General features: G+C 68.8%; 21 protein-coding genes. 10 read left to right on the top strand and 11 right to left on the bottom strand.

Translation table 11 applies throughout. The features are described 5' to 3' along the window. Nucleotides 1-20 precede the first annotated feature (20 nt). Nucleotides 21-467 (top strand): DUF3617 domain-containing protein, encoded by a 447-nt coding sequence (locus tag AC1RM6_RS08400; protein ID WP_493100049.1) that lies wholly within the window; start codon nt 21-23, stop codon nt 465-467. A 23-nt stretch (nt 468-490) separates the two neighbouring features. Here the strand turns inward: AC1RM6_RS08400 and AC1RM6_RS08395 are convergent, their stop codons facing one another. The 3 genes from AC1RM6_RS08395 to AC1RM6_RS08385 all read right to left on the bottom strand — a co-directional run bounded on the left by AC1RM6_RS08395 (nt 491) and on the right by AC1RM6_RS08385 (nt 4,857). Then, complete coding sequence (locus tag AC1RM6_RS08395) at nt 491-3,028, bottom strand: DUF3857 domain-containing transglutaminase family protein (RefSeq protein WP_493100047.1); 2,538 nt, start codon at nt 3,026-3,028, stop codon at nt 491-493. Nucleotides 3,029-3,240: 212 nt separating this feature from the next. After that, on the bottom strand, nt 3,241-4,185 hold the full coding sequence (gene trhO / locus AC1RM6_RS08390) for an oxygen-dependent tRNA uridine(34) hydroxylase TrhO (RefSeq protein WP_493100046.1): 945 nt from the start codon (nt 4,183-4,185) through the stop codon (nt 3,241-3,243). A gap of 48 nt (nt 4,186-4,233) precedes the next feature. Next, the gene (locus AC1RM6_RS08385; protein ID WP_493100044.1) at nt 4,234-4,857 is read right to left on the bottom strand and encodes a hypothetical protein; all 624 of its coding nucleotides are present in this window, start codon (nt 4,855-4,857) and stop codon (nt 4,234-4,236) included. Nucleotides 4,858-4,988: 131 nt separating this feature from the next. Here AC1RM6_RS08385 and AC1RM6_RS08380 point away from each other — a divergent pair, with 131 nt between their 5' ends. After that, nucleotides 4,989-5,486 (top strand): nuclear transport factor 2 family protein, encoded by a 498-nt coding sequence (locus tag AC1RM6_RS08380; protein WP_493100042.1) that lies wholly within the window; start codon nt 4,989-4,991, stop codon nt 5,484-5,486. Nucleotides 5,487-5,627: 141 nt separating this feature from the next. Here the strand turns inward: AC1RM6_RS08380 and AC1RM6_RS08375 are convergent, their stop codons facing one another. The 5 genes from AC1RM6_RS08375 to AC1RM6_RS08355 form a co-directional block, all read right to left on the bottom strand. Further along, complete coding sequence (locus tag AC1RM6_RS08375; protein WP_493100040.1) at nt 5,628-6,827, bottom strand: class I SAM-dependent RNA methyltransferase; 1,200 nt, start codon at nt 6,825-6,827, stop codon at nt 5,628-5,630. Continuing rightward, nucleotides 6,824-8,203: an NAD(P)H-hydrate dehydratase gene (locus AC1RM6_RS08370; protein ID WP_493100038.1), complete on the bottom strand. Its 1,380-nt coding sequence runs from the start codon at nt 8,201-8,203 to the stop codon at nt 6,824-6,826. The genes AC1RM6_RS08375 and AC1RM6_RS08370 overlap by 4 nt, the downstream gene beginning before the upstream one ends. Beyond that, entirely contained in the window at nt 8,200-8,580 is a 381-nt protein-coding gene (locus AC1RM6_RS08365; protein ID WP_493100036.1) for a hypothetical protein, read from the bottom strand. The genes AC1RM6_RS08370 and AC1RM6_RS08365 overlap by 4 nt, the downstream gene beginning before the upstream one ends. An 89-nt stretch (nt 8,581-8,669) precedes the next feature. Continuing rightward, a complete protein-coding gene (locus AC1RM6_RS08360; protein ID WP_493100034.1) occupies nt 8,670-9,392 on the bottom strand; it encodes an N-formylglutamate amidohydrolase in 723 nt (240 codons plus the stop codon). Next, nucleotides 9,389-10,126, bottom strand: a complete 738-nt coding sequence (locus AC1RM6_RS08355) for an enoyl-CoA hydratase-related protein (protein ID WP_493100032.1) — start codon at nt 10,124-10,126, stop codon at nt 9,389-9,391. The genes AC1RM6_RS08360 and AC1RM6_RS08355 overlap by 4 nt, the downstream gene beginning before the upstream one ends. A 69-nt stretch (nt 10,127-10,195) precedes the next feature. On the opposite strand from AC1RM6_RS08355, the gene AC1RM6_RS08350 reads away from it, so the two are divergent. After that, nucleotides 10,196-12,073: a DUF885 domain-containing protein gene (locus AC1RM6_RS08350; protein WP_493100030.1), complete on the top strand. Its 1,878-nt coding sequence runs from the start codon at nt 10,196-10,198 to the stop codon at nt 12,071-12,073. Here the strand turns inward: AC1RM6_RS08350 and AC1RM6_RS08345 are convergent. Both AC1RM6_RS08345 and AC1RM6_RS08340 read right to left on the bottom strand, forming a co-directional pair. Next, complete coding sequence (locus AC1RM6_RS08345) at nt 12,070-12,909, bottom strand: 4-(cytidine 5'-diphospho)-2-C-methyl-D-erythritol kinase (protein ID WP_493100029.1); 840 nt, start codon at nt 12,907-12,909, stop codon at nt 12,070-12,072. The two genes, AC1RM6_RS08350 and AC1RM6_RS08345, sit on opposite strands and share 4 nt — an antisense overlap. A gap of 13 nt (nt 12,910-12,922) precedes the next feature. Then, nucleotides 12,923-14,587 (bottom strand): tetratricopeptide repeat protein, encoded by a 1,665-nt coding sequence (locus AC1RM6_RS08340; RefSeq protein ID WP_493100027.1) that lies wholly within the window; start codon nt 14,585-14,587, stop codon nt 12,923-12,925. 94 nt (nt 14,588-14,681) lie between these two features. Between AC1RM6_RS08340 and AC1RM6_RS08335 the strand changes: the two genes are divergently transcribed. After that, nucleotides 14,682-15,200: a 2'-5' RNA ligase family protein gene (locus tag AC1RM6_RS08335; RefSeq protein WP_493100025.1), complete on the top strand. Its 519-nt coding sequence runs from the start codon at nt 14,682-14,684 to the stop codon at nt 15,198-15,200. A gap of 37 nt (nt 15,201-15,237) precedes the next feature. Here the strand turns inward: AC1RM6_RS08335 and AC1RM6_RS08330 are convergent, their stop codons facing one another. After that, complete coding sequence (locus tag AC1RM6_RS08330; RefSeq protein ID WP_493100024.1) at nt 15,238-16,887, bottom strand: electron transfer flavoprotein-ubiquinone oxidoreductase; 1,650 nt, start codon at nt 16,885-16,887, stop codon at nt 15,238-15,240. Nucleotides 16,888-17,008: 121 nt separating this feature from the next. Between AC1RM6_RS08330 and AC1RM6_RS08325 the strand changes: the two genes are divergently transcribed. From AC1RM6_RS08325 to AC1RM6_RS08300, 6 genes are all read left to right on the top strand, one after another. Beyond that, entirely contained in the window at nt 17,009-17,758 is a 750-nt protein-coding gene (locus AC1RM6_RS08325; protein WP_493100022.1) for a uracil-DNA glycosylase family protein, read from the top strand. Next, nucleotides 17,755-19,563: a lytic transglycosylase domain-containing protein gene (locus tag AC1RM6_RS08320; RefSeq protein WP_493100020.1), complete on the top strand. Its 1,809-nt coding sequence runs from the start codon at nt 17,755-17,757 to the stop codon at nt 19,561-19,563. Before AC1RM6_RS08325 ends, AC1RM6_RS08320 begins: the two co-directional genes overlap by 4 nt. 207 nt (nt 19,564-19,770) lie before the next feature. Beyond that, nucleotides 19,771-20,490 carry an SDR family NAD(P)-dependent oxidoreductase gene (locus AC1RM6_RS08315; protein ID WP_493100018.1) on the top strand — a complete coding sequence of 240 codons (720 nt, stop codon included), beginning with the start codon at nt 19,771-19,773 and terminating at the stop codon, nt 20,488-20,490. 83 nt (nt 20,491-20,573) lie between these two features. Continuing rightward, on the top strand, nt 20,574-21,002 hold the full coding sequence (locus tag AC1RM6_RS08310; protein ID WP_493100016.1) for a hypothetical protein: 429 nt from the start codon (nt 20,574-20,576) through the stop codon (nt 21,000-21,002). A 69-nt stretch (nt 21,003-21,071) separates the two neighbouring features. Continuing rightward, nucleotides 21,072-21,599, top strand: a complete 528-nt coding sequence (gene moaB / locus AC1RM6_RS08305) for a molybdenum cofactor biosynthesis protein B (protein ID WP_493100014.1) — start codon at nt 21,072-21,074, stop codon at nt 21,597-21,599. A 58-nt stretch (nt 21,600-21,657) separates the two neighbouring features. Continuing rightward, a complete protein-coding gene (locus AC1RM6_RS08300; RefSeq protein WP_493100012.1) occupies nt 21,658-22,734 on the top strand; it encodes a PA0069 family radical SAM protein in 1,077 nt (358 codons plus the stop codon). The last annotated feature ends 92 nt before the right edge of the window (nt 22,735-22,826 follow it).

Raw genomic sequence — 22,826 nt, 5'->3', positions numbered from 1 at the left:
GGACAAGCAAGGAGATGATGGTGATCGCACGACTGGCAATGGCCGGCGCCCTGATCGCGCTGGCGGGATCGGCGCAGGCCGCGGGTATCAAGCCCGGCAAATGGCAGATCAGCTCGACGGTCAAGTCGCTCGACATGCCCAATGTGCCGCCGCAGGTGCGCCAGTCGATGATCGGCAAGACCACGACGGTCAGCGTCTGCATCTCGCCCGAGGACGCCGCCCGCGGTCCGCAGGATATGCTCAAGGCCAATCCGAGCTGCAAGTTCACCAAGCAGCTGGTGGTCGGCACGACGATGACGACCGAGATGGTCTGCAACCAGGGCGGCAGCCGGATGACGATCAAGTCGACCGGCAGCTTCACCCCGACCTCGTTCAGCTCGACCGGAAGCTCGACGATGACCGGGCCGATGACGATGTCGTCGAGCGCCACGAGCAGCGGCAAATGGGTCGGCGCCTGCAGGAAGTAGATACGCGCCGACGCTCTGCGCGGTCAGCGCGCACCGACATCGGTGAACAAAAGCATGGCCGTTATCGCCGTACCGGTCGCCGCCGTGACATAAGCGATCCATGAACCGCGCCCATTGGCGATCACGGCATCGGCATCGTTCGCGCGATTGACCGCGATCAGCATCGGCAGCAGGAACAGCGGCGCCAGCAGGCTGGCGAGAAGCCAGGCGGAATCATGCCCGCCGATCCGCGTCCCGGCATTGGTCACCACCTCCCACAGGAAATAGCCGATCGCACCGAGCAGCCCGATCCAGCCGGGCACGGGCGGCAGGGCCCTGTCATTGGCCCTGTCGAACAGCGATTTCACCCAGAATATGCCGAAAACGCTGCGCCAGAACGGCATGATCCGCTGCTGGTCGGTCGCGGCATATTGCTTCCAGCAACGATATTGCCAGTAAGCGGCATAGAAACCGAGTGTCGTCAGCGACAGGATGACGAACTTGCCGATCCGCACCGGATAGAAATGCTGCCCTTCGGCGGCAAGCCGCGTCCTGCGCCGGGCGCGTATGACGGCAAGGCAGAAAAGCACCAGCACGGCCAGGCAAAGTAGCAGATAGATGACAGCGGTCGTGTCGGTTGCCGGCTCGGCATCGAGATTGACATACCAGCTCACCGCGTCGTTGAGCGCGACCACGTCCGCCCGATGGGCCGCGACATCGCTGGCCGGGATTTCAGGCCGCTTGCCGAACATCCGATAATCGACCAGCAACGTATCGCCGTGCCGCTGGACATCCAGCCGATACCGGAGCCCGGGTCCGTCGCGATGACTCTCGGTCGGCGCCCCGACATAGGCACCGGGATGGGTGATCTCGATCTGGTGGATGCGGTTGACCGGGAACGGCAGCCCGAACGGATCGTGGCGCGGGCCATTGGCCGGTGTCTTGTAAAGATCGTCGAGCGCCCAGCCGGCGATCGGAAAGCGCGTGCGCAGATCGCCCTTGTCGAGCGCCGACAGCGGCAGTCGATAGCCCGCCCGAAGGATCACGACATTGCGCCGCCGGTCGTCACCGACCCGCATCGGACCGGCGCTTTCGAGCCCCGGATAGCGGTCGCGATAATAATCGAGATAATTTTGTTCGACCGCCGCCAGCGATTTGGATGCGATCCGCCGCCGCTGGATATCGGCTTCGTCCATCGTCATCACGACGCGCAGCCCCAGCGTCATGCCATCGGGCCCGATGCGATAGCTTTCCTTGACGAATTCGGTCGGCTGGCGCGAAGGCCGCCAGGCGATGGGCGCGAGCGCGGTCTGGCCTGCGCGGATCGGCAATGCCCACCGATAGGGCAGATCGGCCAGGGTGGAGAGCGTGCCGCCTTCGAGCGAACCGGTCGGATCGACCCAATGGACCCTGCCACCGATCTCGATCCGGGTGATGACATGATCGAACGCGGACGGGGACGGGATGCGACCGGCCAGCGCAGCGCCACGATCGATGTCGGTGAGCGCGGGCCACGCCGCGATGCCCATGCGCCGCAAAATCACCGACAGGATCTGCGCCTTGTCCTTGCAGTCGCCGAAACCCGATCGCCAGATCGTGGCGACCGGTCGGGGATGATAGGCGCCGCTGCCGATCGACAGGCTGGTATAGCGGATCTCGTCCTGCACCATCCGCAGCGCGGCCAACGCGCGTTGCGACGGATCGGCGGTCGAGGCGGCGATCGCCGCCACACGCCTGTCGAGTTCCGGCGGAATCTCCCCGGGATCGGCATAGAGCGGCAGCGCCCAGGCAACGACTTCGGCCCAGCTCGCCATCGTCGAAACCTGCACCCTGGGCCAGGAGGAATACCAGTCGGGCGTGCCGCCATCGCCGGGAATGGGATCGGGATCGACGACACGCCATTCATAGATGGTGCGCGGGCCGTCACGCACGACCGATGGCGGCTTTGCACCGCGCAGGGCACGGAACCGGATCGGCCTGGTACCGGCGTTGATCAGCCGGACGTGGGTCAGCGCGACCGGCACGCTCCATCCCAGCTCATAGCTGCCGAAACTGTGACCAGGCCAGTTGCGCTTGACCGACTCCCAGCTCCAGTCGACATCGACGATGTCGCCGACCTTGAGGCCGGGAACGTTGACGACCGTGGTCATCACACCGGTCCAGATATCGTCGTCCATATCGGACTCGCGCCGGATCGTTTCGATCCTGGCATCCGGGAAGGCATCGATGGTGCGGCCGGCACGAAGAATTCGGATGTTGTGGATAACCAGCCGCTCGACCGCCGGGTCGAAATCGATGCTGGTCTTCGCCGCGCCCTCGAGGCCATTGCGTCCGATCGCCTTGCGGACGCGCCGACGGTAGACCGTCTCGTCACGATCGGCCGTCAGGACCTGCGTATCGTCGAGCAGTTCGTCGACGCCGCCTTCGACCGCACGCTGGCGTGCCGGATTGGCGGCCGGGATCGCCACCGGCACCACGAAGGCCGGCAATTGTGGCCGATGTCCCGGCCCTGCGGCCATCGCCGTGGCCGGCGACATCAGCATCAGCAACGCGAGCAACAAGACCCGCCCATAGTCACGCATATAGGTTAGCAATCGCCCGTTCCCCCAAGCCGCCACCTTGGCCAGCCGCCGCCACAAACGCCACCGCTTTCATCCCCGGCGCCATTTAGGCCGGATGGACGCTTACAGCGTTCGGGGCGTCGCGGAAAACGAACGGCGACGGGAGTCATCTCCATTTCGGAGATATCGAATCTTCCCCGGAAATCCGGTTATCGACAGATCATGCGGCCATATCAGCGATCGGCGCGCACCGCGCCGATGTGCATCTCGCCGCGCGCCTTCGCGAGCCGCTCCTGCCGGTCGCGTTCGGCATAGCGGGCGCGATCGGCGTCGGTGCGATCGGCGTGGCAGGCGGGACAGGCGACCCCCTCCACATAAGCGGGATGCGCGCGGTCTTCGGCGTTCAGCGGCATGCGGCAGGCACGGCATGTGGTGTGGGTGCCGGGCTCGAGGCCATGGCCGACCGCGACCCGCTCATCGAACACGAAACATTCGCCGTCCCAGCGGCTTTCGCCGGCGGGCACCTGTTCGAGATAGGTCAGGATGCCGCCCTTGAGATGATAGACCTCGTCGAGCCCCTCAGCCTTCAGGAAGGCGGTCGCCTTTTCGCAGCGTATGCCGCCGGTGCAGAACATCGCGATCCGCGGCGCTTCGCGGCCCGCGAGCAGTTCGTCGCGATGGTCGCGGAACCAGGCGGGAAAATCGCTGAAACTTTTGGTGTGCGGGTCGATCGCGCCGCGGAAGCTGCCGACCTGCACCTCATAATCGTTGCGGGTATCGATCAGGATCGTGTCGGGATCGTCGATCAGCGCGTTCCAGTCGGCCGGATCGACATAGGTGCCGGGATCGGCGGGATCGATGTCGGGCTCGCCCATCGTCACGATCTCGCGCTTCAGCCGCACCTTCATCCGATGGAAGGGCATCGACGGCGCCCGCGATTCGCGGCGATCGAACGTCTCGCAGCCGGGCAGCGCGGCGATATGCGCCAGCACCGCCTCGATCGCCTCGTCGGGCCCGGCGATCGTGCCGTTGATCCCCTCGTGCGCGAGCAGCAGCGTCCCCTTCACCCCGAGCGAGCAGCAGAGCCGCGCCAGCGGATCGCGCAAGCCCGCGGGATCGGCGAAGGGCGTGAAGCGGTAGAGTCCGACCACGCGGATGGGGGGAATCGTCTCGGTCATGGGCGGCGGCGCGATAGCACCAGAATGCCGCAGAGAACAGGACGCCGCCTAGAAACGATATCCGGCCGACATCTGGATCACCTTCTGGTGCCGGTTGACCGCGCCGCCTGCAGTTTCGATCGGCAGGCGGACGATGCTCGATCCGCCCATCCGCGACCCGTGGAAGAGCATGCCGACATCGGCGCCGATCGCGAGGCCTTCGGCGACCTGTTCGGAATAGCCGACGGTCATCACCGGGGCATATTGGCGGGTGCTCTCAGCGGTGCCCGGCGCCATCCGGCCGGCCGGATCGACGTCGCGGATCATCGTCGATCCCATCGTCGTGCCGCGCAGCAGCCGGCGATTATCGTCCTCGCGCACCCCCGCCGAAACCCGCAGCCCGGTGCCGAGCGGATAGACATCGCCCATCAGCGCATAGCCGGGCAGCCGCGGCCGCAGCGCGCCGTCGGCGTCGCGGTCCGCGACCGGATCGACCAGCTTCGCCTCGAGGCGGCGCGAATGGACGGTGACGACCAGCCGGCCGCCGGTGGTCAGCACCGTGCCCGCGCCCTGCGACAGGCTGGCGATGTTGAACGCCAGCCGCACCGGCGCGCGGTTGAGCGTCATCGCCGCCTGCGCCGACGGCGCGAGCGCGAATGCGATGGCGGCCGCTATGATCTGCCTGAGAGCCATGAAACACCTGTCGTCGGGGACGGGGCGACCATGCAGCACCAGGCGCAAAGATAGGGTTAACGCGCCGCTAGCCATGTTTGACCGCACCGGCACATTGTGTATTATTACAGCAATACAGTTAAGAGGTATCGATGCTGACCCTGATGATGCTCGCCGCGGCCGCCGCCACTCCTGCCCCGGCGATCACACTGCCCGAGGGGCCGGCGCTGACGCAGGCGGTGACCGACGCCGATACGCACTTCTTCTCGACCTATTTCGAGAAATGCGAGCCCGCCAGGATCGACGCGATGCTCACCCCCGACTTCGAAATGTATCACGACCGCGGCGGCGTGGTCGCGACCGCATCGGCACCGTTCGTCGCCGATTATGCCAGACAGTGCGAGGAGAAGAAGAAGCCCGACGCCTGGCGGTCGCGGCGTGAGCTGGTCGCCGGCACGCTGGTCGTCTCACCGGTGCCGGGGTTCGGCGCGATCGAACAGGGCGAGCATGTCTTCTACGAACGCAAGGGCGACGGACCCGAGAAGAAGGTCGGCTGGGCGCGCTTCACCCAGTTGTGGAAGTTCGACGGCACGAGTTGGCGGCTGGCGCGGGTGTTCAGCTACGACCACAAGGCATTGGCCGGCGAATAGCCGGTACCAAGGGCCCCTGATACCAACCCGTTCGTGTCGGGCACAGTCGAGACACCGCGCGGTAGTGGAGCGTGTCTCGACTACGCTCGACACGAACGGAGGGGGGAGTCAGGGATTCCGTCCGCTGGTATCAGGCGGTCGCTACCGCGAGAACGCCGCCACCAGTTCGACATGGGTCGACCAGCGGAACTGGCCGACCGGGGTGATGCTCTCGATCCGCCAGCCGCCCTCGATCAGCATCCGCGCATCGCGGGCGAAGGTCGACGGGTTGCACGAGACATAGGCGATGCGATCGGCGGTCGAGGCGGCGAGCGCGGCCATCTGTTCCTTGGCGCCGGCGCGCGGCGGATCGAGCACCACCGCGGTGAAACGGTCGAGTTCGGCCTTGTCGAGCGGGCGGCGGAACAGGTCGCGATGTTCGACCGCGATCGGGCGCTGGCCCCGGCCCGCCGCGACCTTGAGCCCGAGCGCGGCGTCGCGCGCGCCCTCGACCGCGATCACCCGCGCCGTTTCCGACAGCGGCATCGCGAAGGTGCCGAGCCCGGCGAACAGATCGACGACCTCGGTCGCGTCGCCGACGATCGCCAGCACCGCCGCGGTCAACGCCGCCTCGCCCTCGGCGGTCGCCTGGAGGAAACCGCCGGCCGGAAAGCCGACCGGCACGCCGCCCAGGGTGACGGTCGCGCCTTCGGGTTCCCAGCGCGCCTCGGCGCCATAGCCTTCGTCGATCGACAACCGCGCCAGCTTGTGCGCCTGGGCGAAATCGTTGAGCGCCTCGACCGCGGCGAAGCCCTCGACCTCGACCTTTTCGAGCAGCAGGTCGACGCCCTGGTCGACCAGGGTCATGCGGATGCCCGCCGGCCGCCGGTCGCGCAGCATCGGGTGGAGCAGCTTGCGCAACGGATCGACCAGCGCGAACAGCCGGGGATGCAGGATCGAGCACATCCGCATGTCGACGACGCGGTGGCTCTCGCCCTCGTTGAAGCCGACCAGCATCCGCTTGCCCTGCTTTTCGGCCCGCAGCGAGGCGCGGCGGCGGGTGCGCGGCTGCGACAGCAGGGCCGGCGCCATCGGCGGCGGATCGATCTTCTGCTGGCCGAGCGCGCCGAGGATCCGCTGCGCGAGGAACTCGGCATAGCTTTCGTCGTCGACATGCTGGAGCTGGCAGCCGCCACATTTGGGGAAATGGCGGCATGGCGGATCGACATGATGGGGCCCGGGCACCAGCGTGCCGTCGAGCATCAGCAGGTCGCCCGGCGCCGAATAAGGCGAGTGGCGGCCATCGGCGGTGATGCCGTCGCCGCGGGCGGCGATCCGGACGATCGGTTCGGCGTCGGTCATGCGCAGCTTGCGAGCGCGGCGGACAGATGAAGCGGCAGATCGTCCGCGATCAGCCCTGGGCCGGCGCGCCGCGCCGCCTCGGCATGGAGCCACACGCCCGCACAGGCGGCGTCGAAGGCGGTCATGCCGCGTGCGAGGCAGGCGCCGATCGTCCCCGCCAATATGTCGCCGGTGCCGGCACTCGCCAGCCAGCCCGGGGCCGGCGCGGCGATCGCGGCGCGGCCGTCGGGGGCGGCGACGACCGTGTCGGGACCCTTGAGCACCACCGCCGCCCCCGACCGGAGCGCCGCCTCGCGGGCGCGGTCGATCCGGCTCCCCGGCAGGTCGCCGAACAGCCGGACGAATTCGCCTTCATGCGGGGTCAGCACCGGCGGACGATCGAGGTGGCGCAGCCGCGCCGCGTCGTCGGCGAGCAACGCCAGCGCATCGGCATCGAGCACCAACGGGCGGATGCTGGCGAGCGCCTGGTCGAGCTGGGCCTGCGCGGCCGGACCGCGGCCGAGCCCCGGCCCGATCACGATCGCGCCGACCCGGCGATCGGCGATCACCGTGGCGAGATCCTCGTCGCGGCGCACCAGCGATGCGGGGCCCTTCGCCCAGGCGCCGACCAGCGTGACATAGCCCGCGCCGCCGCGCTGCGCCGCGGTCGCCGCGAGCAGGGCGGCGCCGGGCATCGCGCCCTGGACGACGACGACATGGCCGCGGGTATATTTATGATCGCGCGGGCCCGGCGCCGGAAGATGCGGCCGCGCGACCTCGACGAGACTCGATGTCCCGCCGATATCGATATCGGCAACGACAATCCGCCCCATCCGCGCCACCGCCGGCTGCAGCCGGTGCGCGGGCTTGAGCGATCCCAGCGCAACGGTCAGGTCGTAATCGATCGCCGGCCCGAGCAGCGCGCCGTCGTCGGTGCCGATCCCGCTCGGCAGGTCGACCGCGATCCCGCAGCGCGCGGCGCGCGCCAGCCGCTCGAGCGGCTCGGCATATTCGGCGACGAGCGGCCGGGTGAGCCCGGTGCCGAACAGCGCGTCGATCAGCAGTGGCGCCGGTCCGGCGTCCTCGAGCCTCTCGATCGGGCGCGCCCAGCGCGCATGCATCGCCCAGGCCGCGTCGGTGCGCGGCTCGCCGCTCGCCGCGACCCGCACCTTGACCCCGCGTTCGGCCAGCGCGCGTGCGATCACATAGCCGTCGCCGCCATTATTGCCGGGGCCGCACAGCACCAGCACCGGCGGCGCGCCGGCATAGCGCCACACCGCCTCGGCGACCGCCTGGCCGGCACGTTCCATCAGGTCGACCACTTTGGTGCCGCCCGCGAACAGCCGCTCTTCGGCGGCACGGGTCTCGGCCGCGGTGAGGATGAAGCGTGGGCTCATGGCGTCACCGTCGCGGGCAGGCGATAGACGACGCCACCGGCCTCGACATCGATATGCTCCTTGTCGGCGGCCTCGACCCGCACCGGATCGACCCCGTCGGCCGCGACCACGCCGCGACCGTCCCTGACGATCAGCAGCCGGCGAAAACCGCCATCGGGCCGCCGCACCGTCACCACCGTGCCGTCGGGACTCGCCATCCGCTCGGCCGAACAGAGCGTCTCGAACCCCGCCTTGCCCGGCAGCCGGCAGCCGATCGTCACGGCGCCGGCGGGCTTGCCGTCGCCCTGCGCATGGCAGGCGCCGAGCGCGAGCGGGGTCAGCGCCCAGAGCGCGGACGGGCGGCCGGCGGGCCGCGGCATATCGAATGTTGGGGTCATCGGACCGTCCCTGTTGCGTCTGGCGCGATAGGCCCGCGAGGGTGCCGATGGCAATCCTTCACTTCACCCCTCCCTTGCAAGGGAGGGGTTTAGAAGAAAGCGGCCGCCACCTTGGCGATCACCGGCGCCAGCCGCTCGGCCCAGCGCGCCACGCCCGCATCGCCGCCGATCAGGTCCTGCCGCACCTCGAGCCCGAGATAGGGAATGCCGTTCGCCTCGGCATGCGCGTTCATCGTCGCGTTGAGCACCTTGCCCGAATAGGGCTCGTTGTCGCCCGTCGCGATGCCGGCCTCGCGCAGCGCGTCGATGCCGATGCGCGCGGCGCGATCGTCCTGGTTGTAGAGGACGCCGACCTCCCAGGGCCGCCGTTCCTCGGGCCGGCTGGCGAGGCGAGGGGTGAAGCTGTGGAGCGAGACGATCAGCCGGGGGCGATCGGCGGCGATGCTGTCGGCGATCATGCCGTGATAGGGATGCCAGAAGCGCGCGACCCTGGCGGCGCGGCCGTCGGCGTCGAGCAGCGCGTTGCCCGCGATCGCAAAACCGTCGCTCGCGACCGGGACCAGCCCGGCGGCATCCTCCTCGCGGTTGAGATCGATGACGAGCCGCGACACCCCGGCGAACAGCCCCGCCATATCGAGCCTTTCGCAAAGCAGGCGGCCGAGCGGTTCGACGCCGATGTCGATCGCCATATGCTGGGTCAGCAGCGCCGGATCGATGGCGAGGTCGATATCGGCGGGGACATGGTTCGACGCATGGTCGGCGATCAGCAGCAGGCCCGCGTTGCCCGCGACGCGATGGACGACCTCGCTCATGCGCGGAACTCCGGCGCGCGTCGTTCGCGGAAGGCGGTCACACCCTCGGCAAAGTCGGTACCGCCAAAGGCATTATCGAACAGCGCGTCCGACGCCGGATCGGCGGCGAGGATGCGCTTGAGGCCGGCGATGCTCGACGGTGCATTGGCGGCAATCCGCGCGGCGAGCGCCATCGCGCCGTCTTCGGCGCTGTCGACCTGCTCGTCGGCCAGACCGATACGGACCGCCTCGGCGGCGTCGATCGTCATTGCCGAATAGAGCAGCCGCGCGGCCTGCCCCGGGCCGACCAGCGCCTGGAGCCGGGCGACGTCGCTGCGCGGATAGGCAATGCCGATCTTCGCCGGGGTGATCGCGAACTGCGCGGCGGCACCGGCGATGCGGATGTCGCACGCCATCGCCAGCGCGACCCCGGCGCCGTAGCAGCCGCCATCGATCGCGGCGATCGTCGCCATCGGCAGCGCCCCGAGCGCCCCGATCGCGGCGGCCATGTCGGTCCGGAAGCGGCTGCGCAGCGCGGGCTCGGCGCGCAGCCGGTCAAGGTCGCCGATATCGGCGCCCGCGCTGAAGATGCCCGGCACCGCCGAGCGCAGCAACAACACCCGGGCATCGCTTCCGGCCACGGCCGCGATCGCCTCGGCGAGCGCGGTCCAGCTGCCGAGCGGCACCGCATTGCGTGCTTCGGGCCGGGCGAAGCTGATCCGCGCGATGCGGCCGGCAGAATCGATCTGGAACATGGGCGCGACTGTTGCCGTTGCTGCGCGGAAATGTCACCACCGCTGCGCCAGTCCATACGGGAATTCATCTTGCCCACCCAATTTTCGCGCCGCCAGGCCGCGCTGATGCTCGGCGGCGGGGCAGTCGCGACCGTTGCCGCGCCGCCGCTGTTCGACCCGGCGTTCGGCGCGATCCGCAAGGCCCCGCCCTGCCCGATCACCAACCCGCTCGACACGATCTGCGACCGGGTGCTCGAACAGACCCCCGAAATCGCCACCTATGGCGGGGTACCGGCCGCGCTGGGCGGCGGCCGGCTGGCGCGGCGGATGGACGATTATTCGCCCGAGGGCGAGGAACGCTGGCGCACGACGCTGGCCGAAGCCGGCATCGCGATCGAACAGATCGGCTGTTCGGGCGACACGTTGAGCGAATTGCGGCTCAAGATTTCCGCCGCGGTGATCGAGAACGGCACCCGCACCGCCGCGATCAGCTATGGCCGGCCCAATCCCTTCTGGTTCTCGGGGCATGAACCCTATCTGGTCAGCCAGATCTCCGGCCCGCACATCAACACCCCCAATGTGATGATCGCCCAGCAGGCGCTGAGTTCGCCGATCGAGGTCGACGCCTGGATCGCCAAGCTCGACAGCTTCGCGCCCGGCTTTGCCGGGGTCGTCGAGAAGGTGAAGGCCGACGAGGCGCATGGCTGTATCCCGCCGAGGATTCTGATCGAGAAGACGCTGCCGGTGCTCGACAGCTTCCTGAACGGCCCCGCCGATGCGCATCCGCTGATCGTCGGCCTGCGCGACCGGATGGCGACCGCGGGCCTCGACGGCCAGACCCGCGCCGCCGCCGAGAAGCGCGCGATCACCGCGCTCGACAAGCGCGCCCGCCCGGCGATCGCGAAGCTGCGCGCGCATATGGCCGACCTCGCCACCCGTGGCCGGGGCGAAGCCGGGGTCTGGGCGCAGCAGGACGGCGCCGCACTCTACGCCGCCAATATCGCCTCGGTCGGCGACAGCCATTTGCCGCCCGACGAGATCCACAGGATCGGGCTCGACCAGGTCAGGCTGGTGAGCAGCCGGATCGACACGCGGCTCAAGCAGATCGGGCTGAGCAAGGGGACGATCCGCGAGCGGCTCGACGCACTGACCGCCGATCCGCGCCAGCAGTTCGCCGACAGCGACGCCGGCCGGGCCGCGCTGCTAGGCTATCTGCGCAGCCTGATCGTCGGCATGGAGGCGCGCCAGCCGCAATTCCTGCCCGCGGCGATGATCCCGACCCAGCATATGGAGGTCCGCCCCGTCCCCGTCGCGACCCAGGACGGCGCGCCCGGCGGCTATTATGACGGGCCCTCGCTCGACGGCTCGCGCCCCGGCATCTACTGGATCAACCTGCGCGACATGAAGGGGCTGCCGCGCTACAAGTTGCCGACGCTCAGCTATCATGAAGGCGTGCCGGGCCATCACACCCAAGGCGCGACCTCGCTGTCGCTGCCGCAGGCGCCGCTGCTGCTGCGGATCGCCAGCTTCAACGCCTATCAGGAGGGGTGGGCGCTCTATGCCGAGCGGATGGCGGCCGATCTCGGCGCCTATAAGGACGACCCCGCCGGCGATATCGGACGACTCGCCGACGACCTGTTCCGCTGCGTGCGGCTGGTCGCCGACACCGGGCTGCACCATCTGCGCTGGAGCCGCGAGGCGACGATCGCCTATATGCAGGCCAATACCGGATCGGCGATGAGCGAGATCGTCGCCGAGGTCGAACGCTATATGGCGTGGCCCGGACAGGCGCTCGGCTACAAGCTCGGCCAGTTGCGGCTGATCGACCTGCGCGACCGCTTCGCGCGGCGGATGGGCCGCAAATATGACCTGCGCGAGTTCAACGCCCGGGTGCTCGCCAATGGCGCGATGCCGCTCGACCTGCTCGAGACGGTGGTGCTGCCGGTGGCCACGAAGCGGAAAGCTTAGCGCAGCACCGTCGCCAGCTGCCACCAGTCCCGCCGCGCCGATGCGATCGCGGCCGCGGCCGCATCGCGATCGGCCAGCCGGTCGAACAGCGCGAAGCAGGTCGCGCCCGATCCCGACATCCGCGCGAGCCTGACCCCCGCCTGGCGGTCGAGCAGCCCGACGACCTCGCCGATCGCCGGGCAGAGCGACCGCGCCGGCGGTTCGAGATCGTTGCGCCCGGCGATCGCCGCCGCGAGCGGGTCGCCGTCGCCGAGCGCCCCGCGATCGACGCCGTCCCACGCCCTGAACACCGGCCCGGTCGCCAGCGGCACCCGCGGATTGACCAGCAGCAGCGGCATATCCTTCAACCCGCTGGCCTCGATCGCCTGCAATGCGTCGCCCCGGCCGTCGCCGCGCACGGTCACCGAGGCGACGCAGGCCGGCACGTCGGCCCCCAGACTCGCCGCGACCTCGAAGAGCAGCGGATCGTCGGCAGCCACGCCGATCTCGGCCGCCATGAGCCGCAGCACCGCCGCGGCATCGGCCGAACCACCGCCGATCCCCGCCGCGACCGGCAGCCTTTTGTCGAGGCCGATCGCCGGGACATGCCCCCGCCCCGCGCGCCCGACGATAAGCCGCGCGGCCCGCAGCACCAGATTGTCGTCGTCGGCCTCCCCGGCGAGCGCACCGGCAAAAGGCCCACTCAGATCGAGTCCGGACGGTCGCGCGAAATCGGCGGCGATCGCATCGCCGTCGGCGGCGAAGGCGAAGATCGTCTCGATCTCATGATAGCCGTCGTCGCGCCGGCGCCGGACATGGAGCGCCAGGTTGATCTTGGCGTAAGCGGTTTCGATCATCGCAGGAACGGGCTCACTTGGCGGAGGCGAGCCCGTCGGCGAGCTTGTGGTTGATGCGGTCGAGATCGGTCTTCTCGGCGCCGACCAGCGCCGCGCGCCAGGCATAGCGCGCCTCGATCCGCCGCCCGGTCGCCCAATAGACGTCGCCGAGATGCTCGTGCATCACCGGCTCGCCCGGCGACGCCGCGATCGCGCGTTCGAGCGCGGCGATCGCGCCGGGATAATTGCCGCGCTTGTAATAGAGCCAGCCGAGCGAATCGCTGATCGCGGCGTCGCCCGGGTCGAGCGCGCTCGCGCGCTCGATATAGGCCTGCGCCTCGGCGAGATCCTCGCCATGCTCGAGCATGCCGTACCCCAGATAGTTGAGCACGATCGCCTGGCGCGGATCGAGGTCGTTGGCCTTGTGGAGCGCGACCTTCGCCGCGGTCCAGTCGCCGGCCTGGTCGAGCGCACCGCCGAGCAGGTAGAAGCGCGACCAGTTGGGCTTGGCGTCGGCCTCGTCGAGTTCGATCGCCCGGCGATAGGCCTTCACCGCTTCGGCCGACTTGTGCGCCTCGGCATAGATGCTGCCGAGCTCGACGAAATCGCCGGCATCGGCATCCTTGCGCGACGTGGCCTTGATCGCCTCGGCGAGCGCGGTCTCGGTGTCGCCCTTGGCGACGAGGATCGACGCCCGCTCCTGGCGCGCCGCCTCCGACAACGGGTTATCGGCCGGAACGGTCGCAAGCAGCGCGAGCGCGGCGTCGCGATAATCGGCGGCGGCCATCTGGTCGGCGGTGGCGATCACAGCCGCGGCGTTGTCGGGGTCGAGATAGGTCGCGAGCCGGGCGAGCTGGAGCGAAACCGGCGACTGGTTGTCGCCCTTGATGTCGATCGCGATCTGGATCAGCAGCTCGGACAAGCCCTTGGCGGCGCTGTCGACCGCTCCCGGCAACGCCTTGCCCGCCTGCAGCGTCGTGCGCGCCGACACCAGTTCGGGCTCGCGCCCGTCGAGCAGCGACAGCGCGGTCGTGCGGTCGCCACGCTTGGCATAGAGCGCCGCCGCCGCCAGCCGCAGCCTGAGCGCGCGCCCGTCATTCTTGGCGATCAGTTCGCGCAGTTCGGCGAGCGCCCGGTCGCGGCTGCCGTCCTTCGCGCCCGCGAGCAGGCCGATCAATATGCCATGGTCGCGGACATAGCCGCCCGACAGCGGCACCTTGGCGCTTTCGGCGAGGATATGCTGCGGGTCGGTCCCCGCGCCGACCGCGAGCCAGCCGCGGATCACCGGCAGCAGGAAGGCGAACACCTCCTCGCGCTGGATCCGGTCGCCGACCGCGCGGCCCCGCGCCCAGTCCTTGTCGCGCACCGCCTCGGCGAGCAGCAGCAGCGTGGCGTCGGCGGGCAGCGATCCCTGGCGGTCGAGCGTCTTGGCCGCCTGCACCGCGAGCCCGAAATTGCCCGCGGTCATCGCCTGGCGATAGGTGCGCATCGCCAGCCGCTTGTCGGCCGGGTCGGCGTTCATCAACCGCGCATAGCTCGACGCCGCGGCATCGGGCAGGCCCGCGGCATCGGACAGCCGGGCATGAACATATTGGCGCAGTTCGGCCTGCTGGCTCGCCAGCGTCGATGCCGGCGTGGTCACCGTCGCATGGGCGGCACCCGCGAGCGCTGCCAACAGCACGAGAGCCCTTTTGTCCATCATTGTCTCCGCCTCGATGACGTCTATCTATGACAGACCGCCGCGCATGCGCCAGTGCGTTTCACCACATGGCAGGACGCTGAACGGATCGACGATGACGGCCTCGACCATGGCACCGCTGATCCTCACCGCCGCGCTCGGCGACGCCGATTTCGCCTGGGCCGATGCGCTGCGCCGCGCGCATTTCCCGCCCGATCGCAATGTCGTGCCGGCGCATCTGACGCTGTTCCACCATCTGCCGCCGTCGCTCGAAGGCGAGCTGCTCGACCGGATGAAGCGCGCCTGCGCCGGCGCGGCGCCCGAGGCGCGGATCGCGCGGGTGCTGAACCTCGGCGGCGGGGTGGCGTTCGGCATCGACAGTCCGGACCTGATGGCGCTGCGCGACGATCTCGCCGGCGCCTTCGCGACTCTGCTGACCCCGCAGGACCGGGCGACGCCGCGGCTGCACATCACCGTCCAGAACAAGGTACCCGCGGCCGAGGCGAAGCGGCTGGCGGAGGAACTGGCGCGCGGCTTCCGGCCGACGCCGCTGCGGATCGCCGGGCTGTCGGCGTGGCGCTATCGGGACGGGCCGTGGGAGGCGGTGAAGACGGTGCGGTTCCGCGAAAAATAAAGCCCCTCCCTGAACAGGGAGGGGCTTAAAACTCACCTCACATATTCGGGTAGTTCGGTCCGCCGCCGCCCTCGGGGGTGACCCAGTTGATGTTCTGGGTCGGGTCCTTGATGTCGCAGGTCTTGCAGTGGACGCAGTTCTGCGCGTTGATCTGCAGCGCGGGCTTGCCGATGTCCTGGCCGACGATCTCATAGACCCCCGCCGGGCAGTAACGCTGTTCGGGCGCGGCGTAGAAGGGCAGGTTGATGTCCACCGGCACGCTCGGATCCTTGAGCTGCAGGTGGACCGGCTGGTCTTCCTCATGGTTGGTGTTCGACAGGAACACCGACGACAGCCGGTCGAAGCTGATCACCCCGTCGGGCTTGGGATAGGCGATCTTCGGCGCGATATCGGCACGCCACATATCCTCATTGTCCTTGTGGTGCTTGAGCGTGAACGGCAGGCCGATGCCGAGCACCCGCATCCACATGTCGGCGCCCGCCAGCAGCGTGCCCGTGAACGGCCCGCATTTGGCGATGAACGGCTCGGCGTTGCGGACGGTCTTCAGCTCCTTGGCGATCCAGCTCGCCTCGAGCGTCTCGGGATAGCTCGCCAGTTCGTCGCCCTCGCGGCCGCCGGCGATCGCCGCGAACGCCGCCTCGGCGGCAAGCATGCCCGACTTCATCGCGGTGTGGCTGCCCTTGATCCGCGGCACGTTGACGAAGCCCGCCGAACAGCCGATCAGCGCGCCGCCGGGGAAGGTCAGCTTCGGGATCGCCTGCCAGCCGCCCTCGTTGATCGCGCGCGCACCGTAGGAGACGCGGCGGCCGCCCTCGAGGATCGCGCGGATCGCCGGATGCTGCTTCCAGCGCTGGAATTCCTCGAACGGATAGACGTGCGGATTCTTGTAGCCGAGCCCGACGACGAAGCCGAGCGCGACCTGATTATTCGCCTGGTGATAGAGGAAGCCACCCCCGACCTCCTCGGTCAGCGGCCAGCCCTGGGTGTGGATCACCCGGCCCGGGACATGCTTGTCGGGATCGATGTCCCAGAGTTCCTTGATGCCGATGCCGAAGGTCTGCGGCTCGCAATCGGCCTCGAGGTCGAAACGGCCCTTGAGCATCTTCGACAGATGGCCGCGCACGCCTTCGGCGAAGAAGGTATATTTGCCGTGCAGCTCCATGCCGGGCTGGTAATCGGGCTTGTGGCTGCCGTCGCGGGCGATGCCCATGTCGCCGGTGGCGACGCCCTTCACCGATCCGTCGTCATTGTAGAGGATCTCGGCGGCGGCGAAGCCCGGGAAAATCTCGACGCCGAGATTTTCGGCATAGCCGGCGAGCCAGCGGCACAGATTGCCGAGCGAGACGGTGTAGGTGCCCTTGTTGCTCATGAAGGGCGGCTGGATGATGTGCGGCAGCGCGAACTGCTTGTTCTTGGTCAGCACCCAATGGAGATTCTCGGTGACCGGCACCGTCAGCGGGCTGTCGAGGTCGCGCCAGTCGGGGATCAGCTCGTCGAGCGCGATCGGGTCGACCACCGCACCCGACAGGATATGCGCGCCGACCTCGGATCCCTTTTCGAGGATGCAGACGCTCAGTTCGCTGCCCGCTTCGTTGGCGAGTTGCTTGAGCCGGATCGCCGCCGCCAGACCCGCTGGTCCGGCCCCCACGATCACGACGTCATACGGCATCGATTCGCGTTCCGACATGCTGCTCATCCCTCTTAACCCTGTCCCCAGCTATCCAGTCGTCGTGTCAGAAAAACGTCACGCCCGAAAGCCGCTGACCGGAATTTGACATGCTCGTCAACCCACTCCTTTACTGACGGGTATGGAGCTGGGGGGAATTACCGGCCCATCCGCGGAGATCGCCAGCCTTCTCACATGGTGGGAACAGGCCGGTGTCGATGTCTTCGTCGATGAGGCAACACGCGACTGGCTGGCGCCCGTCGAACGCAGGTCGGCGCCCGTTCCGGCACCGCAGAATCTCGCGCCCGCCGCCCCAACGGCGCCGCAGCCCGCCCGCCCCACCGACGCCCTGCCGGCCAGCCTCGATGCCTTCCAGGCTTGGCTCGCCGACCATGGCGAGCTGCCCGTCCCGCCCGCGCAGCGTATCGCCCCCGCCGGCGACGCCACTTCAGGGCTGATGCTGCTGGTCGACCAGCCCGAGGCCGACGACACCGACATGCTGATGGCGGGCGATATCGGTGCCCTGTTCGACCGGATGCTCGCCGCGATCGGCCGCGACCGCAGCTCGCTCTACCTGGCGGCAATGGCGCCCGGCCGCCCCGCCGGCGGCTATATCGACGCGAGGTCTGCCGACCTGTTCACCCGGCTCACCCGCCACCATGTCGCCCTCGCACAGCCGAAGCTGCTGCTGCTGATGGGCGAAGGCCCGTCGCGCGCGCTGCTCCGGATGGGCTTCGTCGAGGCACGCGGGCGCGTGCACGAAATCGATCTTCCCGGCGGCCCCTACAAGGCGATCGCCACCTTCCACCCCCGGACCCTGATTCAGCATCCCGCGCAGAAGGCGCGGGCCTGGGCCGACCTACGACTCCTGATGAAGACGCTTGAATCATGACGCTGCGCCACATCCTACTCGGCCTCACCTGCACCGCTCTGCCCGGCATCGCCCTGGCGCAGAGCGCGGTTCCTGCCGCCGCGACGCTGAGCGTGTCGACCGCCGCGGCGACCAATAGCGCACCGACGCTGGCCGCCGCGACCCAGCCGCTGGTGATCCCGGCCCAGCTGAGCGCCGACCAGCGCACCGCCTATCGCACGATCTTCGCCGCGATCCGCGCCGGCGACTGGGCCAATGCCGGCGCGCTGATCGACGCGCAGCCGCAGGGACCGATGGCCTCGGTCGCGCGCGCCGAGCTGATCCTCGCCAAGGGGTCGCCCAAAGCCAGCGACGAGCAGTTGCTCGCCCTGCTCGCCAGTGCCCCCGACATGCCGCAGGCGCCGGCGATCGCGAAGCTCGCGCTCGCCCGCGGCCTTTCGGTGCCGTCGATGCCGGTGTCGCGCGATCTCGTCCGCTACGCCGGCCCGTCGAAGCGCCTCGCCGCCCGCGCGCTGCGCAACGACCGCGCCGCCGCCCTATTGGCCCAGACCGCCACGCCCCTGCTCAAGGCCGACCAGCCGAGCGAGGCCGAGGCGATCGTGATGGCGCGCCTGCCCGATCTGTCGCCCGAAGCGCAGGCCGAATGGCTGCAGCGCACCGCCTGGGCCTATTATCTGACCGGCGACGATGCCAATGCGCTGCGTCTCGCGCAGCAGGCGCGCACCGGCGGCGGTGACTGGGCGGTCCAGGCCGACTGGGTCGCCGGGCTTGCCGCCTGGCGGCAGAAGGATTGCAACGCCGCCGCCACCGCTTTCGATGCCGTCGCGTCGCGCGCCCGCGACGGCGAGATGGTCGCTGCCGGCCTCTACTGGACCACTCGCGCCGACATGGCCTGCGGCCGGCCCGAGCGGGTCGAACCGCGGCTGCGCTCGGCCGCCCGGCTCGGCGAGACCTTCTACGGCCTGCTCGCCCAAGCCTCGCTCGGCATGACCGACGCCGCCGATCGCGGCATGAAGCTTACCGCCAACGATTGGGCGGCGATCGGCGCCAAGGCCAATGTCCTGCGCGCCGCCGCGCTCGCCGAGATCGGCGAGGATGGACTCGCCGATCAGGCGCTGCGCTATCAGGCGCGGATCGGCGCCGCCGCCGATCATGAATCGCTGATCCATCTCGCCGCCCGGCTCGACATGCCCGCGACCCAGATCTGGCTCGCCCAGAACGGCCCGTCGGGCACCCGCCTGTCGATCAGCGCGCGCTACCCGATGCCCGCCTGGACCCCGGCGAGCGGCTGGCAGGTCGACAAGGCGCTGGTGTTCGCCCACGCCCTCCAGGAATCGCAGTTCCGCACCGACGCCACCAGCTCGGCCGGCGCGCGCGGGGTGATGCAGTTGATGCCGGCGACCGCGCAGATGGTCGCCCGCCACCAAGGCCGGACGATCGATCCCGCGACGCTCGGCCAGCCGACGATGAGCATCGACCTGGGCCAGGCCTATCTGCGCGAGCTCGCCGACAGCGGCAGCACCGGCGGCCTGCTGCCCAAGGTGATCGCCGCCTATAATGCCGGCCCCGGATCGATCGCCAACTGGAACGCGCGCGGTCGCAATCTCGCCGATCCGCTGCTGTTCATCGAATCGATCCCGTTCGGCGAGACCCGCGCCTATGTCACGATCGTGCTGCGCAACTACTGGATGTATCAGCAGCAATCAGGGGCGAAGCCGGCGAGCCTGACCGCGATCGCCCAAGGCCTGTGGCCGCGCTTCCCCGGCCTGCCCGGCCAAGGCGCGGTGCGGCTGACCTCGCTCGGCGGCCTGGCGGCGGCGCAGTAGGCGGGTCGCGACCTTTCCACGTCACCCCAGCGAAGGCTGGGGTCCATGGCTGGTTCGGCATGAGAACAGGCCGGATAGAGCAGAGCTGGTTTACAACCTCACGGCTCCCGCCCAACGCACCAGCAATGGACCCCAGCCTTCGCTGGGGTGACGGTGGATATTTGAGGATATTATAAATCCTCACCGCTGCTGGCAGGGGAGACGGATGTGACCGCCAATGAATGCCGCCCGCTCGCGCTGATCGCCGGCGGCGGCTCGGGCATCGGCCTCGGCTGCGCGCGCCGGCTCGCCGCCACGCACCGCCTGATCCTGCTCGGCCGCGACCGCGCCAAGCTCGACACCGCGGTCACCGACATCGCGGGCGCCGGCGGCGACGCCCGGGCGTTCGAAGCCGATGTCCGCGACTGGGACCGGCTCGGCGAGATCGGCGCGCGGCTCGAACCCGACGGGCTCGACCTGCTGGTCAATTCGGCCGGCGGCCAGTTCGCCGCCCCGGCCGCGCAGATGTCGCGCAATGGCTGGCAGGCGGTGGTCGACACCAACCTGTCGGGCAGCTTCCATCTCTGCCGCCAATTCTACCCCGCGCTGCGCCGCCGCCGGGGCGCTGTGGTGATGGTGGTCGCCAATCTCTGGCAACGCCCCGCCGCCGAACTCGCCCATTCGGCGGCGGCGCGCGCCGGCATCGTCAATATGATGCGCAGCCTCGCGATCGAATGGGCCGCCGACGGCATCCGCCTCAACGCGGTCTCGCCCGGCCTTACCGCCACCCCGGCGCTGCTCGACCGCTACCAGGCGCTGGTCGACCGCGTGCCCCTGCAGCGGCTCGGCACCGTTGACGAGGTGGTCGACGCGATCCTCTATCTGGCGGGCGCCGCCTATGTGACCGGCGAGGTGCTGACGATCGACGGCGGGCTGCATCTGGTGTGAGCGGTGCATAGCCTTCAGCTCTCGATGCGCTGGACCAAAGCAAGATCGTGGAAGGCTTACGTCAATCGTCTAAGATCGCGGTCATGCCAAACAGCAAGCCAAATTTCGTCGTGGAATTCTCAGGCGCCAGCGAGGGCCACTGCGCATGCTGCGGCAATGCGAGCCGATCCGTTTGGGGCCTCGTGTTTCAAGAAGAGTCGGCAACCGCCGCCTATTGGATGCATTGGACCGTCGGACATATGAGAGACCTCGGAGCCAATCTCGATCTGATAATCGGCGATTGGGGAGACCAGACCAATGCCGAGGATCGCATGGCGGTCTCACTTGTGCATCGAGAACAACCGGACGGAACGCCGGCCGTCATGGTGATCGATTCATCGAACCGGCCAGTGGCCGCCAGCGACCTGGCGAAACATGCGCTGCGCCGAGATGAGGTGATCGGTACGCCACTAGCGACCCATATATTCGCTCTTGTCGATGCCATCTATCAGCAGGACCATCGCTTTTTTTAAGTTCGAAACAGCCGACTGTTCTTATCCGGCGCCCGAGCCATTCGCTCGTGACCTGAACGGAGTCCCCCCATGCCGATCAAGGAAGACCTGCCCTTTCACCCCGTCCGGATCGCGGTGCTCACCGTCTCGGACAGCCGCGGGCTGGCCGAGGACCGGTCGGGCGACACGCTGGCCGCGCGGCTGACCGGATCGGGGCATATCCTCGCCGACCGCGCGATCATCGTGGACGATGTCGAACGGATCGTCGCGCGGCTCCAGGACTGGATCGACGATCCGACGGTCGACTGCGTGATCACCACCGGCGGCACCGGCGTGACCGGCCGCGACGTCACCCCCGAGGCGTTGAAAGCGGTGTGGGACAAGGAGATTCCCGGCTTCGGCGAGCTGTTCCGCTGGCTGAGCTACGCCAAGATCGGCACCTCGACGATCCAGTCGCGCGCCACCGCCTGCGTCGCGCGCGGCACCTATATCTTCGCGCTCCCCGGATCGACCGGCGCGGTCAAGGATGGCTGGGACGACATCCTGCAATATCAGCTCGATAGCCGGCACATGCCGTGCAATTTCGTGGAACTGATGCCGCGCCTGCTCGAGAAATAGACTCCCTTACCGCGATTTTGTTCTTTATTTGTTCTCATGCCCGGCGTAATTTCCGGCTATGGCTCAACAGCGCAAATCCGACGGGCGCGGCGCCACCCGCAACGCCGCCAGCAGCCGCTTCGACGATCTCGGCCGTGAAGCCGACGGCGACTGGCTCGACGAACGCGAGGGCGTAGACGGCGCGCCGCCGGTGCTGCGGACCGAGGTGACGATCGAGACCCCGCGCACGATCATCACCCGCAACCAGTCGCCCGACATCGGCTTCGACCGCTCGATCAACGCCTATCGCGGCTGCGAGCATGGCTGCATCTACTGCTTCGCCCGGCCGACCCACGCCTATATGAACCTGTCGCCGGGGCGCGATTTCGAAAGCAAGCTGTTCGCCAAGCCCGAGGCCGGCACGCTGCTCCGCAAGGAACTGGCCGCGAAATCCTACAGCTGCCGGCCGATCGCGCTCGGCACCAACACCGATCCCTATCAGCCGATCGAGGCGCATTACCGGATCACCCGCGACATCCTCCAAATCCTGTCCGACCATGATCATCCGGTAACGATCACCACCAAATCGGCGCGGGTGGTGCGCGACATCGACCTGTTGGGCCCGATGGCCGAACGCGGGCTCGCCGCGGTGATGATGTCGGTGACGACACTCGATCCGCAGATCGCCTCGCGGCTCGAGCCGCGCGCCTCGGCGCCGGCCAAGCGCATCGCCGCGATCGGCGCGCTGACCGCCGCCGGCGTGCCGACCTTCCTGTCGCTGTCGCCGGTGATCCCGGCGATCACCGACCATGAGATCGAGCGCATCGTCGAGGCCGCGGCCGAGGCCGGCGCGATCGGCGGCTTCTCGCTGATGGTGCGGCTGCCGCACGAGGTCGCGCCGCTGTTCCGCGACTGGCTCGACGCCTATTTCCCCGACCGCAAGGACAAGGTGATGAACATCATCCGCGAGGCGCGCGGCGGGAAGGATAATGATCCGGGCTTCTTCACCCGCATGCAGCCCAAGGGCGCCTATGCCGCCATGCTGCAGGCGCGGTTCAAGGCGGCGCTCAAGCGGCACGGCATCGAGGCGAAGCGGATGGACCTGCGCACCGACCTGTTCCGCAAGCCCGGCGGCGCGCAGCTCTCGCTGTTTTGAAGTCCTGATATTCGGCAAGTAGGCCGGCGCCGTCGCGCAAATCCCGCTCCGCTTAGGAAAGCATGTCCCCTTGGCGTCTCTTGCTATATGAC

Source organism: Rhizorhabdus sp. GW822-FHT03C02 (genome assembly GCF_058801765.1).
The sequence above is the reverse complement of the archived record's forward strand: the minus strand, read 5'-3'. Positions and strand labels throughout refer to the sequence as shown.

What these genes read in the sequence shown, in the direction of transcription:
- AC1RM6_RS08360 (WP_493100034.1), bottom strand. Translation starts at nt 9,392, where the DNA reads ATGAGCGAGGTCGTCCATCGCGTCGCGGGCAACGCGGGCCTGCTGCTG.
- AC1RM6_RS08395 (WP_493100047.1), bottom strand. Translation starts at nt 3,028, where the DNA reads ATGCGTGACTATGGGCGGGTCTTGTTGCTCGCGTTGCTGATGCTGATG.
- AC1RM6_RS08345 (WP_493100029.1), bottom strand. Translation starts at nt 12,909, where the DNA reads ATGATCGAAACCGCTTACGCCAAGATCAACCTGGCGCTCCATGTCCGG.
- AC1RM6_RS08370 (WP_493100038.1), bottom strand. Translation starts at nt 8,203, where the DNA reads ATGAGCCCACGCTTCATCCTCACCGCGGCCGAGACCCGTGCCGCCGAA.
- AC1RM6_RS08335 (WP_493100025.1), top strand. Translation starts at nt 14,682, where the DNA reads ATGACGGCCTCGACCATGGCACCGCTGATCCTCACCGCCGCGCTCGGC.
- AC1RM6_RS08375 (WP_493100040.1), bottom strand. Translation starts at nt 6,827, where the DNA reads ATGACCGACGCCGAACCGATCGTCCGGATCGCCGCCCGCGGCGACGGC.
- AC1RM6_RS08365 (WP_493100036.1), bottom strand. Translation starts at nt 8,580, where the DNA reads ATGACCCCAACATTCGATATGCCGCGGCCCGCCGGCCGCCCGTCCGCG.
- AC1RM6_RS08340 (WP_493100027.1), bottom strand. Translation starts at nt 14,587, where the DNA reads ATGGACAAAAGGGCTCTCGTGCTGTTGGCAGCGCTCGCGGGTGCCGCC.
- AC1RM6_RS08380 (WP_493100042.1), top strand. Translation starts at nt 4,989, where the DNA reads ATGCTGACCCTGATGATGCTCGCCGCGGCCGCCGCCACTCCTGCCCCG.
- AC1RM6_RS08320 (WP_493100020.1), top strand. Translation starts at nt 17,755, where the DNA reads ATGACGCTGCGCCACATCCTACTCGGCCTCACCTGCACCGCTCTGCCC.
- moaB (WP_493100014.1), top strand. Translation starts at nt 21,072, where the DNA reads ATGCCGATCAAGGAAGACCTGCCCTTTCACCCCGTCCGGATCGCGGTG.
- trhO (WP_493100046.1), bottom strand. Translation starts at nt 4,185, where the DNA reads ATGACCGAGACGATTCCCCCCATCCGCGTGGTCGGACTCTACCGCTTC.
- AC1RM6_RS08385 (WP_493100044.1), bottom strand. Translation starts at nt 4,857, where the DNA reads ATGGCTCTCAGGCAGATCATAGCGGCCGCCATCGCATTCGCGCTCGCG.
- AC1RM6_RS08355 (WP_493100032.1), bottom strand. Translation starts at nt 10,126, where the DNA reads ATGTTCCAGATCGATTCTGCCGGCCGCATCGCGCGGATCAGCTTCGCC.
- AC1RM6_RS08325 (WP_493100022.1), top strand. Translation starts at nt 17,009, where the DNA reads ATGGAGCTGGGGGGAATTACCGGCCCATCCGCGGAGATCGCCAGCCTT.
- AC1RM6_RS08310 (WP_493100016.1), top strand. Translation starts at nt 20,574, where the DNA reads ATGCCAAACAGCAAGCCAAATTTCGTCGTGGAATTCTCAGGCGCCAGC.
- AC1RM6_RS08300 (WP_493100012.1), top strand. Translation starts at nt 21,658, where the DNA reads ATGGCTCAACAGCGCAAATCCGACGGGCGCGGCGCCACCCGCAACGCC.
- AC1RM6_RS08330 (WP_493100024.1), bottom strand. Translation starts at nt 16,887, where the DNA reads ATGTCGGAACGCGAATCGATGCCGTATGACGTCGTGATCGTGGGGGCC.